This is a genomic window from Mesorhizobium sp. M0040, from assembly GCF_040323505.1.
GTDB lineage: Bacteria > Pseudomonadota > Alphaproteobacteria > Rhizobiales > Rhizobiaceae > Mesorhizobium.
On record NZ_JAMYVA010000054.1, the window covers coordinates 19,240 to 32,693 of the forward strand.

The following is a 13,454-nucleotide window of genomic DNA, read 5'->3' on the forward strand; positions in this document are numbered from 1 at the left end:
TGAGCCCTGAACGCCAACTGACTCCTGAACACTATTCGCCACGGATGGCCCCCGTTATCAGTCCAGTGATTTCCTCGGGCGATGTTCTGTCGGCTGGCTTGTCGGCAACTTTCGAGCCCCGCCTGAGGACGATAATGCGATCTGCCACGGCGAACACGTCAGGCATTCGGTGACTGATCAGCATGACGCCGACTCCTTGTGCTTTGAGGCGTCGGATCAGTTCGAGTACTTCCGCCACCTGGCGCACGGAGATGGCGGCCGTTGGTTCGTCCATCAGCACCAGCTTAGCATTTGAAAGCCGGGTCCGCGCGATGGCGACCGCCTGGCGCTGCCCACCCGACATCTTCCTGACGAGGTCGCGCGGCCGGGTTTCCGATTTGAGTTCCTTGAACAGCGCTGCCGAGCGATCGATCATCGCCTGCTTGTCAAGAATCCTGATCGGCCAGAAGCCTTTCTTGATCTCGCGCCCCAGAAAGACGTTCTGCGCGGCCGTCAGATTATCGGCGAGCGCCAGGTCCTGATAAACAACTTCGATCCCCTTGGCGCGGGCCTGCACGGGCTGGTGGAAGTGGCACACCTCGCCCTCGACTACAATTTCGCCGTCGCTCGGAGGAAAATTCCCGGCCACAGCCTTGACTATCGTCGACTTGCCGGCCCCGTTATCCCCCATCAGACCAACGACTTCGCCTCGCTCCACCTGGAAGCTGACGTCAGTCAGGGCCTGGATAGCCCCGAAATTCTTGGAGACGTGGCGAACCTCAAGCACCGGCATCGCGGTCCTCCCGGGACAACATTTATCGGTCTTGTCCCTGGTCAATGCACAGCAGCTAATCAGCGAAACGTATTCAACACAATCATTTATTAGGTCAGGCCTCCCGGCCGTAACGCGCCTCGTCCGAGTGTGACTTGTAGCTGCTGCAGAGCACCGAGGCGCTCGGCCGATCCTTACAACAGTCACCAGGCGATCCTCAGGCTTGCGCCGCTTCATATCCGTTTCGGGTGAAATGAGTGGGCATTTTGCGAGCGGTGCCAACGCCTCGGGTATGGAGCGCGGCAGAACATGTCATTCAAACACACGAGGACAGTGGCCAAGCCTGTCCCTAGCGTGCGTCGGCCAGAGCGCACGTCAGGAGATGAACCCGCATTTCGGGGGAGGCGAGGGTCAAGTGTTGAAAGTCCGCTCCTTAACGGCGCTGCACGAGAGGGATATTCGGTCATGAATTTCAAAGGTTTGATCAAGCGTGCCGAGACTGTGGAGAGAGCGTTCAAGGAGCTCGAAACCGATTTGGCGGATGCGTTTAGCGAATGTCTCAACGTGGACGATCAGTCGCCGTTGAACGACGTCACTGTGCCGGATGAGACTGTGTCGGATGAGAATCTCGCGGCAACGGATGACAGCTCGCAGCTCGAGGCCAATGCGGACGCTTTCGAGACCGCACGGCGGCTGACGCCCCATACGCAAACCCGGCTGGCTGCCTTAAGTGCGGTCGATGGGCTCTTTCACGACGCGCAGGAGTATCTGGGGGAGATCAATGCGAAACTGTCGGAGATCGCGACCTCGCATCATCTGACGGGCGAATTTCTAAAACTGCTCCACGGCGACATTCTTCGCGCCAACGAATTGGAGCTGGCAAATACCGGCCTGACCGCGCAGCAAAGGGTGCTGTCCGAACAGCTCCACGATGCAACCAGAAAGCAGCGCGAGCGCGACAGCGCTATCGAGGCCCTGCAGCAGCACGAGGCGAGCCTGGTCGAGGACAAGGAAGCACTTCGCGGCGCGCTGGCTGCAGCAAGGCTGGAACTCGTCGTGGCAGGCAATGCGAGCGCAAAACGCGAGGCCGAGTTCGGCGAGCTTGTCAAAACGCTCTCGGCCAGAGCGGTCGAGGCCAACAGACGCTCGCGCGAGAACGAGATGCTGCGGGAAAAACATGTCAGCCTGTCGATCGACCTCGACAAGGCGCTGAAACGGGAGGCCGAGGCGCGGCACAGGCTGGACGAACTCTCGACTGTCCATGCCAATGACGCCGCGCAGGTTTCGGAACTGCTGGCCGCACTTGGCAAGAGCGAGAAAGAGGAGATGCGGCTGCAGAAATCGCTCGATATGGCGCAGGCAAAGCTATCGGAAATAACGGAAGCGGCCCGCCTCAGGGACGGTGACAGGGAAGCCGAGCTTTCACGCAGTGTCGCGGAGATGACCGGCTTGCGTTCTGAAATCGAGGATCTTCGATCGCGACTGGAGGCCGCCTCCAACCACAACAGCGAAGCCGCCAGCGAGATCGCCAGGCTCAAGGCTCAAGCGAGCGACGCGGTGGCGGAAAAGCAAATTGTCGAGCAAAAATTGTCCGCTCTCATGAAGGAGAGCGAAAACGACAAGATGAACCTTTCCGCAATCAGCGCGAATTTTTCGCAGCTTTCTCTGCAGCAGGCATCCGAACAGATACAGTTCGATGTCCAGAGGCAGGAATGCGAGGATCTGCGAGCCGAAGTCGCGTCGCTTCAAGCCCGGGTCAAGGAACTATTGCCCTATGAGCGGCTCCACAAGGTCACCAACGCCAGACCGCGTGAAGACGGCGTGGTCGAGATCACCGCCGCGGTGGCGGAGAAGGCCCGCGCCAGCAGGCGACGCCTTCGCCTGCGCGCTGCATCCTAGCTCAGGCGCGGCTGTCTGAAGTTCGACTGGTGCGAAGCGAACATCCGTCGATGGAAGCGATCGTTGGGGCTGGCCTCCCCTGCGTCAGGCTGCAATAGTGGACGCCGGTGAGGCGGAGGGGGCTGAGCATGCGGCTATTCACAAACCGGAATCACCTCCGGTGGAGGAGGTTGGCCTTCATCGCCCTCATTACGCTTTCGCCGAAAGTGGCGTCGGCCGACACCATTACGCCCGACCGGATCGCCGCGGCCATTGCGAAGCTCGAATTACTGGCCGAAGGCGTCGTCGCGGATGGTAGCGTGCCCGGTCTGGCCATCGGCGTCGTGCACGGCGACGAGGTGATCTTCCTCAAGGGTTTTGGGCATCGCGAGGCCGGCAAGCCGGAGGCCGTCGACGCCGACACGGTGTTCCAGATCGCCTCGCTCTCCAAGCCTGTCTCCGCCACGGTCGTGGCGGCGCTGGTCAGCGGGGGGATCGCTTCGTGGGATTCGAAGATCGCCGACCTCGATCCGGCTTTCCGGCTCGCCCAGCCCTATCCGACCAGCGAACTCACGGTCCGCGACCTGTTTGCGCACCGCAGCGGGCTTCCCGGCACCGCCGGCGACGACCTCGAGGACATCGGCTATGACCGCGCGGAGATCCTGCGCCGCCTGCGGTTCGTGTCGCCGTCATCGAGCTTTCGTGCGGGCTATTCCTACAGCAATTTCGGACTGACCGAGGGTGCCGTCGCGGCCGCGAAGCCGACAGGCAAATCATGGGAAGAGGTCGCCGAAGAGAAGCTCTACCGTCCGCTTGGAATGGCCTCGACCAGCTCCCGTCATTCGGACTTCATCAAGCACGCCAACCGCGCCGAACTCCACGCCAAAATCGATGGCGCGTGGACCGCGAAGGTCCAGCGCTATCCGGATGCGCAGGCGCCAGCAGGCGGCGTCAGTTCCACCGCACGCGACCTCTCGCAATGGATGCGCCTTATGCTCGGCAATGGTGCCTACGCCGGCAAGAGACTCATTGCCGCCGATGCGCTGGACCAGACACATATTCCCTTGACGGCTCGCGGCAAGAACCCCGTCTCCGGAGGCGAGGCCTTCTACGGCCTCGGCTGGAATATCGAATTCGGCCGGCACGGGCTGATCTGGGGTCATGCGGGCGCCTTCAGCGCCGGCGCACGCAGTCTGGTGATGCTCTTCCCCGAGGAGAAGCTTGGCATCGTCGTTATCGCCAACGCCTTTCCGACAGGCGTGCCGGAGGGGCTGTCCGACAACTTCGCCGATCTCGTCTTCGACGGAACGCTGGGCAAGGATAAGATAAAGGCATGGAATGATATCTATGCGAGCATGTTCGGCCCGGTCATTGCGGCGGCCAAGGCCACCTATGCCGCGCCGCCCTCTCCAGCAAGTCCGGCCGAGCCGGCCAGTGCCTATGCAGGCCGTTACTTCAACGACTTCATCGGCGATGCTATTGTGTCGGGCGAAGGAGACGCCCTTGTCCTCAAGGTCGGGCCCGCCGGTGCGCGGTCCTATCCATTGAAGCATTTCGACCGCGACCTCTTCGTGACCTTCCCTGATGCCGAGATGCCGGACAGGCCCTCGGCCGTCAGCTTTGCCGTCGGCCCCGACGGCAAGGCGTCGGCCATGACCGTCGAATTTCTCGACGATAATCATCTCGGTACGCTGCAGCGCGTGGGGGATTAGCCACCGGCGATCAGGGAGCCTTTGCCGGTTCAGGATGCCGGGCCGAACCGGAGCAATTTGAAGCAATCGCCGCTGCCCGATGTCGCCTGCGTCAGGAAGGGTTTCGACCGGTCGAGCCATTCCTGGTGCGATCTGGCATCGGCTTCGATCTCGTTGACCGGCGCAAGCTTGACGAAGCCGCGCCCGTTGCTGAAAAGCCAGCACGCGCGGCCGAGAAACCGCCTGCTGCGCTGGCGCAGGAGGTCGGCATCATAAAAGATGTCGAGCACCTCCTGCTTGATCTTCCGCTCCTTTTCGGGATTGGCGATCGCAACCTCGATCGGCTCGCCGCCGATCGCATCCTGCAGGTCCTTGTAATCCAGGGCGATCTGGGTAGTGGCATATTTGATGTCGCTCTCGTCCCGGACGATGTTGAACCATAGCATTGGGTTGAGCTCGTTGACGACGAACGATGCTTCGAAATCGCGTGACAGATTGAGAATATCGAACCCCTGAACATCGACGTCGCGCTCGACCAGAAGGATCTGCGAAACCTGCTTGGCGAGCGCCGTTCCGTCGGCGCTGACGGCGGCATTGTTTCCGCCGAGTTCCGGACTGACATAGGCGCCGCCATCATCCAGCAGCTCATCGAATTCGCCGAGGGCCTCCACGACAGCGCTGTCGCGGGCAACACGCGCCGCCAGTTTGGCGAGAACCTGCTGGAGCTCCGTTTCGCGTTTGCGCTGGTCCTGATAATTCTGCTGGAAAAAGAAGATGAACAGGGACACGCCAATCCCGATCAGGATCACGCCCAGCTGCGAAAAGATATTGCGATAATATTCCAGCAGCTTTTCACGATGGCGTACGTCGTCACGCACACTGTGCGCCACGCGAAGATTGACGATCAGCGAAACGACCAGGAGCCCGGCGCCGACCAGGATCAGGCCGCCGATCAGCAGGTAGCCATGGCGTGAGTTGAAGTCCATTCCTTTGCCGCGCTCCCGAAACCCCAGACAGCGCAGACTAATACCATTCCGCTTCAACACCTACGTTTTCATAGGAGCGCCGGCGACAGATCCCCGCTGGTCGGCCACTGTTCTTACAGCCAGGACTATGCTCGCCATCCGCCTCGTTTCGTGGCGGTCTTCTTGCGGCCGGAATTCAGGCCGCGTGCTTGGAACCAATGACGGGCGAGACTGTTCAGCTATGACTTTGATATGACGCCGACGTGCCCGGCCGGCTGGGCATGCGGCGATCTTGAGGAGTTCTCATCATGAAGATTTCGTCCAGATTTCGTTCAGTCGCAGTTGCCGTCATCGCTGCGGCGGCAGTTAGCTTTGCCAGCGTCGCGCATGCCGACAGCGGTACGATCCGCTTCGCCATCTACAAGGCGGCCTTTTTCATCGGCGGCTCCGGAGGCGAGGGCACACTGACCTTCCATGGTCGCCGATATCCCATCTCGGTCGGCGGCATCTCGGGCGGCCTCGCCTTCGGCGCCTCCAAGACCTATTTCAAAGGTACCGTGCGCCACATACGCCGTGCCCGGGATGTGACGGGGGTGTACGGTGCAGCGGGCGGTGGCGGCGCGCTCGGCAAAGGAGCCCAGGTGATCGTCATGACCAATGACAAGGGTGCCCAACTCGAACTCACGGGCAGGCAGGTAGGCCTGCAAGTCAATGCCGATCTCAGCGGTATGAGCATCTCGCTGAAATAAGGACAGTCACTGCATTCGTTATTCCTTGGATGGGCCGGATTTGGCCGCTCCAAACCGCAGCCCGTCCATCAGCAGCGACACCAATCGGCGCGAGCGGTCGCGCCAGTCCTTGGTGTCCGGGGCCGAATAGATGCCGCCCAGCGCATGCAGCACGTCGGAGGCATCGATATCGCCGCGGATCGAGCCGTCGGCGACCGCGGCATCGATCAGCCGCCGCAAGGCGAGCGTCACCCTGCCGGAAACGTCGGAGAACAGGGTTGAGTTGGTCGTGAGCAGGATGCGCAGGCTTGTCGACAGCCCGCGCTTGGTGGCGATGTAGTCGACGAAGCGCTGCATCCATTGTTCGAGCGCCATGTCGGGCGCATGATCGCGGGCGAGTTCGTCGGCCGCCTGGCACAGTCCTTCCACTTCGCGCCGATAAACCACCTCGACCAGGTGCTCGCGGGTTGGGAAATGCCGGTAGAGCGTGCCGATGCCGACGCCGGCCTGGCGCGCAATCTCCTCCAGCGAGGCATCGACGCCTTGCGCGGCAAAGGCTTTTGCCGCGACCTCGACCAGCGCATCGCGGTTGCGCTGCGCGTCGGCGCGCAGCGGTTTTGCAACGGCGGCTTCGGTTTTGTCTCCAGAAATGACGGGCGGCTCCGCGGCCAATTTTTTCTCCAGTGCTGATCCGAAGCATAACCGAACAGGCAGGCCCCGTTTCAAGAACGCAGACGCTTCCACCTTCGTTACGTCTCCGACAAATATAATCGCAAGTAAATATAATCACAGGATCGAGTCTGGGCCGGCGTTCCGGCAGGCGAGGCATCTTGCCCGCCTCCGGTGCACGGCCGGTGGATGACGACGGAGGATATTTCCTCGCGGCCGGCACTCGTCATCTGTTCGGCCGATGCCGTGGGGCAAAAATGAGCCCACGTTGAGCACGATCCCCTCAGGATCATTGGACTGTCCTGCCCCTACAGACAGTTCAGAGAGCACCACCGGCTTGGGCCGGTGGTGCTTTTTTGTCTCCAGGCATGACGGCCGGCTGCCCTGCCAATTTTCTCCAATTTTGATCATTTTCGATCCTGGGCTTGAACAGGGCGGAGCAGGCCCTTAGGTAATAAGCGGAGGTGCCTCCGATTGTGGAGCGCCTTTCTCATGTAATCACGGGATCGGGTATGTCACGTCTTTCGACCTCCCAAGCCGCAGCCCTCCCGGAGCTCGCGCCAAGTCGAACCGACCCCCTCTGCCCTGCCGGGCATCTCCCCCGCAAGGGGGGAGATTAGCTCACCTAGCCATAAGCTGATCTTGCCGCTCGCCGGCCGGGCACCAGATCATCCCCTCCCGCGTCAAGCAACCGGAGCCAGACGCCCCATGACAAGCAAAACCCGAACTTCAATCCAACTTCGAATCAACCGACATCGACATGAGCTGGAGGTCGAACCGCGCGTTACCCTGCTCGACGCCTTGCGCGACCATCTCGGCCTGACCGGCACCAAGAAGGGCTGCGACCAGGGCCAGTGCGGCGCCTGCACCGTTCATATCGACGGCCAGCGCGTGCTGGCCTGCCTGACGCTTGCCACTCAGGCTGAAAGCAGGGACATCACCACCATCGAAGGGCTTGCCGGGGAGGATGGCACGCTGCATGCGGTGCAGGCCGCCTTCCTCGAACAGGATGCCTTTCAGTGCGGCTATTGCACGCCGGGCCAGATCATGTCGGCGGTCGCCTGCATTCGCGAAGGCCATGCCGGCTCGGATGAGGAGATCCGCGAATACATGGCCGGCAATCTCTGCCGCTGCGGCGCCTATCCGCATATTGTCGCCGCCGTGCGGCAGGCGGCCATGGAGGCCGCGTCATGAGGGACTTTTCGTATCTCCGCGCCGGCTCCGTCGATGCAGCCCGTGAGGCAGCAGCACTTCCCGGCGCCATGCTTCTGGCCGGCGGCACGACGCTTGTCGATCTCGCGAAATGCGGCGTTGCCGAACCCGAGACCGTGGTCGACATCACCCATCTCAAGGGACTGGACACGATTGCCGTTGATGACCGGGGCGCCACGATCGGCGCGCTGGCCAGGATGAGCCGCGTCGCCGACCATGCCGATATCAAGAGTCGGTTCCCCGCAGTCTCGGAAGCATTGTGGCAGGCGGCGTCGGCTCAGCTGCGCAACATGGCGACGATCGGCGGCAATCTGATGCAGCGTACGCGCTGCCCCTATTTCCGCGATCCGGCGAATTTCCCCGCCTGCAACAAGCGCTCGCCCGGCAGCGGCTGCTCGGCGATCGGCGGCGTCACCCGCGGCCATGCCGTGCTCGGCACCAGCGAGGCCTGCATCGCCACCTATCCCGGCGACCTGGCGGTTGCACTCGTCGCCTTCGACGCGATCGTCCATCTCGGCGACCGTCAGGTCGCCGTCGATGATTTTTTCCTGTTGCCTGGCAGCACGCCCGAAAGGGAACATGCGATCGAGCCCGGCGAGATGATCACCGCGATCGGCATTCCCGCTTCGGCCGCCGCCCGCCGCTCGACCTATCTCAAGGTCCGCGACCGCCAGTCCTATGAATTCGCCGCCGCAAGTGCTGCGGTCGGCATTGAATTCGAGGCCGACGGAAGGACAATTCGCGATCTGCGCGTCGCGCTTGGCGGCGTTGCCACCAAGCCATGGCGCGCCCTTGCCGTCGAAGAGGCGCTGAAAGGCAAAGTGCTCGAGCCGGAGGTCGTCAGGCAAGCCAGCCTGCTCGCCGTCGAGGGCGCCGTCGACCATGGCGCCAACCACTACAAGATCGAACTGGCGCCGCGCGTCGTCGCCCGCGCCATCCTCAAAATGGGAGAAACGGCATGACCGTTCACGAGTTGAGAACAAGACCCGGCGATGCCAAACGCGGCGACGCTTCGGACGGTGCCGTCCTCCCCGATCAGGTCGGCGGCCGGCTGTCGCGCGTCGACGGCCCGGCCAAGATCACCGGTGCCGCCAAATACGCCGTCGAGCAGCAGCTCGAGGGGCTTACCCATGCGGTGCTGGTCGAGAGCACCATTGCCGCCGGCCGGGTGCGTTCGATCGACACGGCCGCGGCCAAGGCGTCGCCCGGCGTGCTGCTGGTGCTGACGCCCGACAATATCCTGCCGCTGAGAACCGCAACGGACTGGCTGGGTACGCCGCCGCCGGACGTCGCCTATTGCCCGCTGGCGCGCGACATCACCTTCAGCGGCCAGCATGTCGCGGCGGTGGTGGCCGAGAGTTTCGAGCAGGCGGTCGCGGCCGCAGCGCTGGTCAAGATTGCCTATGACGAGGCGCCGGCGATCGTCGACCTCAGCGATCCAAAGGCCGGCGACGGCATCCCCGTCGATGCGATGACCAAGGAATGGGGCGAGGCGGAGACAGCGTTCGCCTCGGCTCCGGTCAGGATCTGCAACGCCTACAACACGCCGCGCGAATACCAGGCGCCGATGGAGCCGCATGGCCTGATCGCAAAGTGGCAGGGCGACCAGCTGACGGTCTGGGAGCCGAGCCAATGGCTCGACGGCATGGCGCGGACCTATGCCGAATGGTTCGGCGTGCCGTTCGAGAATGTACGACTGGTCTCGCCCTATATTGGTGGCGGCTTCGGCTCCAAGGCGTTTGCCTATGGCTACGGCGCTGTAGCGGCAGTCGCCGCGAAAATGCTGGGACGGCCGGTGAAGCTGGCGGTCACCAGGCCGCAGACCTTCACCGCCTATGGCGGACGGGCGGCGACGCGCCAGACCGTGGCGCTCGGCGCCAACGCGGAGGGCCAGATCCAGTCGATCGTGCATCGCGGCGTCAACGAGACCTCGGTCGACGGCATGTGGGTCGAGCCGCTCGGCTCGGTCACCTCGGTCATGTACGCGACGCCGAATTTCTCGTCGCGGCAGAACGTCGTGCGGGTCAACACGGTGGTGCCGGGGGCATTGCGCGCGCCGGGCGAGAACCCGAGCGCCTTCGGCATCGAAAGCGCCATCGACGAGCTCGCCTATGAGGTCGGTATCGATCCGCTGGAAATCCGGCTCAGGAACTATGCCGAGCAGGATCCGCATGCGAAGAAGCCGTGGTCGACACGGCAGCTGCGTGAGGCCTTCGCGGCCGGCGCCGAAGCCTTTGGCTGGTCGAAGCGGAACCCCCGGCCGCGTTCGATGCGCGACGGCAACCAGCTGATCGGCTGGGGTGTCGCGGCAGGCACCTACCCGGTGCGGCGCGCCTATGGCGAGGCGGTCGTGCGCATTCTCGCCGACGGCTCGGTCGAGGTCGAAAGCTCATCGATCGACATGGGGCAGGGCACCTACACGATCCTGGCGCAGACCGCCGCCGAGGTGGTGGGCGTGCCGGCGGAAAACGTCGTCGTCAAGCTTGGCGATTCCCGCTATGCCCGTGCCGGCGTCACCGGCGGTTCGCGGCTGGCCGGGGTGATGACCGGCGCCGTCCACAAGGCGGCGAGTGCCGCGCTCGACCAACTGATCGGGCTCGCCATCAGCGATCCGGCTTCGCCGTTCCATGCACTGCAGGCCAACACGCTCGTCGTCGCCAATGGTCGCCTCGCCTCGCCGCGCGGCAACGGCCCTGAAGTTTCCATCGCCGAACTGCTCAGCAGCGTCGGGCGCGAGCATATCGAGGCGAAGGGCGACACCATGCCGGCCAATTCGACGGTCGAGGACCGCTACAAGAACTACACCACCATAGCCATGGCGCTGCCGCACACCGAGGGCGACTATTCCCGCCACAGCTGGTGCGCGCATTTCATCGAAGTGCGCGTCGACGAGGACTTTGGCACGGTTCGCGTCTCCCGCGTGGTGGCGGCGCTGGATTCGGGCCGGCTCTACAATCCCAAGCTCGCCGAAAGCCAATGGAAGGGCGGCATCATCATGGGCATCGGCCAGGCGCTGCTCGAGGAGGGCATCGTCGACCGCCGGCATGGGCGCATCGTCAACAACAATCTCGCCGACTATCTCATCGCCACCAATGCCGACATTCCCGACATCGAGGTGATCTCGGTCGGTATTCCCGATCCGCATTCCTCGGCACTTGGCGGCAAGGGGGTCGGCGAGCTGGGCATTGTCGGCGTGGCGCCGGCGATCGCCAACGCGGTATTCCACGCCACCGGGAAAAGGGTGCGGGACCTGCCGATCACGCTGGAGAAGCTGATTTAGGCGGAGGTTGGGACTGTCGGCGCGTTGGCGATTGGCGAAAGCCGAGGTGACGACCGATCTCCCCACGAGAGGGGAGATCGGCAGCTTCAACGCTCTGCCTTTTTCAGGCTCACCACGACAGACTGAATGCAAGCTTGCCGAAATGCCGGCCGCCTGCCGCCATATGGGCGTAGGCCTCGGTCGCTTGGTGCTGGCTGTAGACCGTGTCGATGACCGGATCGATATGGGCGGCGCCGATGGCGCGCGCCGCGTCGCGCAGGTCGGATACTGAACCGGTGTTGTTGCCCACCACCTTGAGTGCCTTGATGATGATCGGCAGCAGGTTCGTGGTGGCCTCGGCGCCGGTGACGAAGCCGATGGCGAACACCGTGCCGCCGGGCGCCGCGGCATTGATGGAGCGGGCGAAGGTGGCCGCGCCGCCGGTTTCGACGATCAGATCGGCGCCGAGCCCGTCGGTCAACTCAAGCACCTTGGCGTCCCAGTCCGGCGTCTCACGATAATTAATGAGATGATCCGCACCCAAGGCCTTGGCGCGCGCCAGCTTTTCGTCAGACGACGAGGTGATGATGACCGTGGCGCCGGCTGCCTTGGCCAGCTGCAGGGTCAGGATCGAGACACCGCCGGTACCGAGCAGGACGACGACCGACCCCGGCCCGGCATCGGCGGCGCGAAGCGCATTCCACGCGGTGGTGCCGGCGATCGGCAGCGTCGCGGCCGCTTCGAAGGACAAATGCGCAGGCATCGGCACGACGGCATTGGCCGGCAGCGCGACATACTCGGCGAGCGAGCCGGGGAGCGTCAGGCCGCGCATCTCTCTGGTCTCGTAAGGCCGCGGACGGCCGCCGATCCAGCGCGGTTTTGCATGGGCGATGACGCGGTCGTTGATGGCGAGCTTCGACACGCCCTCGCCGATGCCGACGATCTCGCCGGCGCCGTCGACGACGGGAATGAGCGGAAAGCTCGGACCTGGATAGTTGCCGCTCGCTATCGCGACATCGACAAAATTGAGGCTTGCGGCGCGCAGGCGGATCAGCACTTCGCCGCGCTGCGGTTCAGGCGTGGGAACGGTGGCCGCGCGAAACGCGTCCAGTCTCGGGGCAGTCAGTTCGATCGCTTTCATGTCTCACTCCGGTTGATGGCCGATTGACGGGCCGGGATTGAGTGAAACTAGCTGCTGCGTTATTGGTATATAATCCTTGGCTTTTACATTTGAGCTCTGCGCCTGATGCAGCAATCGCACGAACCGGCAGCATTGGTCGAAATGACCGCCTTCGCGGCAATCGCCGAAGCACGCTCCTTCACCAAGGCGGCTGCTCGCATCGGCCGCGACGCGACGATCCTGTCGCGGCGCCTTGCCTCGCTGGAAGAGCGGTTGGGCGTGCGCCTGCTGCACCGGACGACGCGAAGCGTGTCGCTGACCGAGGCGGGTTCGGAATTTCTCATCCGGGTCCGCGCCATCCTGGCTGCGGTCGACGAGGCCGAGGCTGCCGCGTCGGCGCATGCCGGCGGCGGACCGCGCGGCGTGCTGCGGCTGGCGCTGCCCGGCTCGTTCGGGCGCATGTGGATCGGCCCGCTGCTGCCGCAGTTTCTCGCCGAATTTCCCGACGTTCGTATCGAGGCCGAGTTCTCCAACCACTTCGTCGATCTCGTCGCCGAGAATTTCGATGTCGCCGTGCGTCTCGGCGCGCTGGAGGATTCGCGGCTGGTGGCGCGCAAGGTCGCGACACGGCGGCGGCTGCTGTGCGCCGCGCCGTCCTACCTCGCCCGCCGGGGCACGCCGACTGCGCCGGAGGCGCTGCTGGAACACAGCTGCCTGGGCTTCTCGGGTTTCCAGACCTTTCCGGCCTGGGAGATGACCGACAGCACGGGTCGCCGCGTCAGTATCGAGGTCTCCGGGCCGCTGGTCACTGACGACGCCGAGGTACTGGTCGAAGCCGCCGTGCAAGGCGTCGGACTGATGATGAGCACGGATTGGCTGGTCGGACGCGAGCTCGCCGACGGCCGTCTGGTGCCAGTGCTGGAGGACTGGACGCTCGCCGATGAAGGCGCGGTCTATGTCGTCATGCCTTCGGCCAAGGGGCAAGCCGCCAAGACACGTGCCTTCGCCGACTGGATCAGCAAACGCTTTGCGCCGGTCCCGCCGTGGCGGAGGTGAGGGTGCTGATCTCCCCCCCTTGAGGGCAGGGCTATCGCATATGAGTGATGGCATTGATGAGATAGTCGTCGTTCCAGGCGCATTTCTTGATGCGATGGCTGATGGGAACTTTGGCAGCATCGGCG

11 protein-coding genes are annotated in these 13,454 nt (G+C 63.6%); 7 read left to right on the top strand and 4 right to left on the bottom strand.

What is annotated here, in order from left to right; genetic code table 11:
- Nucleotides 1–31: 31 nt before the first annotated feature.
- Nucleotides 32–772, bottom strand: a complete 741-nt coding sequence (locus NKJ91_RS28660; RefSeq protein WP_352458219.1) for an ATP-binding cassette domain-containing protein — start codon at nucleotides 770–772, stop codon at nucleotides 32–34.
- A 444-nt stretch (nucleotides 773–1,216) separates the two neighbouring features.
- Between NKJ91_RS28660 and NKJ91_RS28665 the strand changes: the two genes are divergently transcribed.
- Nucleotides 1,217–2,650 carry a coiled-coil domain-containing protein gene (locus tag NKJ91_RS28665; protein WP_352458221.1) on the top strand — a complete coding sequence of 478 codons (1,434 nt, stop codon included), beginning with the start codon at nucleotides 1,217–1,219 and terminating at the stop codon, nucleotides 2,648–2,650.
- A gap of 128 nt (nucleotides 2,651–2,778) precedes the next feature.
- Nucleotides 2,779–4,341: a serine hydrolase gene (locus tag NKJ91_RS28670; RefSeq protein WP_352458222.1), complete on the top strand. Its 1,563-nt coding sequence runs from the start codon at nucleotides 2,779–2,781 to the stop codon at nucleotides 4,339–4,341.
- A 29-nt stretch (nucleotides 4,342–4,370) separates the two neighbouring features.
- Here the strand turns inward: NKJ91_RS28670 and NKJ91_RS28675 are convergent, their stop codons facing one another.
- On the bottom strand, nucleotides 4,371–5,306 hold the full coding sequence (locus tag NKJ91_RS28675; protein ID WP_352458223.1) for a hypothetical protein: 936 nt from the start codon (nucleotides 5,304–5,306) through the stop codon (nucleotides 4,371–4,373).
- A 287-nt stretch (nucleotides 5,307–5,593) separates the two neighbouring features.
- Here NKJ91_RS28675 and NKJ91_RS28680 point away from each other — a divergent pair, with 287 nt between their 5' ends.
- Nucleotides 5,594–6,034 carry a lipid-binding SYLF domain-containing protein gene (locus tag NKJ91_RS28680; RefSeq protein WP_023677323.1) on the top strand — a complete coding sequence of 147 codons (441 nt, stop codon included), beginning with the start codon at nucleotides 5,594–5,596 and terminating at the stop codon, nucleotides 6,032–6,034.
- An 18-nt stretch (nucleotides 6,035–6,052) separates the two neighbouring features.
- Here the strand turns inward: NKJ91_RS28680 and NKJ91_RS28685 are convergent, their stop codons facing one another.
- Complete coding sequence (locus NKJ91_RS28685; protein WP_352458224.1) at nucleotides 6,053–6,685, bottom strand: TetR/AcrR family transcriptional regulator; 633 nt, start codon at nucleotides 6,683–6,685, stop codon at nucleotides 6,053–6,055.
- 705 nt (nucleotides 6,686–7,390) lie between these two features.
- Here NKJ91_RS28685 and NKJ91_RS28690 point away from each other — a divergent pair.
- From NKJ91_RS28690 to NKJ91_RS28700, 3 genes are read left to right on the top strand one after another with little or no spacing between them, the layout of a single operon-like run.
- Complete coding sequence (locus NKJ91_RS28690; RefSeq protein WP_352458225.1) at nucleotides 7,391–7,876, top strand: (2Fe-2S)-binding protein; 486 nt, start codon at nucleotides 7,391–7,393, stop codon at nucleotides 7,874–7,876.
- Nucleotides 7,873–8,856: an FAD binding domain-containing protein gene (locus NKJ91_RS28695; RefSeq protein ID WP_352458226.1), complete on the top strand. Its 984-nt coding sequence runs from the start codon at nucleotides 7,873–7,875 to the stop codon at nucleotides 8,854–8,856. Before NKJ91_RS28690 ends, NKJ91_RS28695 begins: the two co-directional genes overlap by 4 nt.
- Nucleotides 8,853–11,174 carry a xanthine dehydrogenase family protein molybdopterin-binding subunit gene (locus NKJ91_RS28700; RefSeq protein ID WP_352458227.1) on the top strand — a complete coding sequence of 774 codons (2,322 nt, stop codon included), beginning with the start codon at nucleotides 8,853–8,855 and terminating at the stop codon, nucleotides 11,172–11,174. The genes NKJ91_RS28695 and NKJ91_RS28700 overlap by 4 nt, the downstream gene beginning before the upstream one ends.
- A gap of 109 nt (nucleotides 11,175–11,283) precedes the next feature.
- Here NKJ91_RS28700 and NKJ91_RS28705 read toward each other — a convergent pair whose 3' ends face one another.
- Nucleotides 11,284–12,294: a zinc-dependent alcohol dehydrogenase family protein gene (locus tag NKJ91_RS28705; RefSeq protein WP_352458228.1), complete on the bottom strand. Its 1,011-nt coding sequence runs from the start codon at nucleotides 12,292–12,294 to the stop codon at nucleotides 11,284–11,286.
- Between the two features lie 105 nt (nucleotides 12,295–12,399).
- On the opposite strand from NKJ91_RS28705, the gene NKJ91_RS28710 reads away from it, so the two are divergent.
- On the top strand, nucleotides 12,400–13,329 hold the full coding sequence (locus NKJ91_RS28710; protein ID WP_352458229.1) for a LysR family transcriptional regulator: 930 nt from the start codon (nucleotides 12,400–12,402) through the stop codon (nucleotides 13,327–13,329).
- The last annotated feature ends 125 nt before the right edge of the window (nucleotides 13,330–13,454 follow it).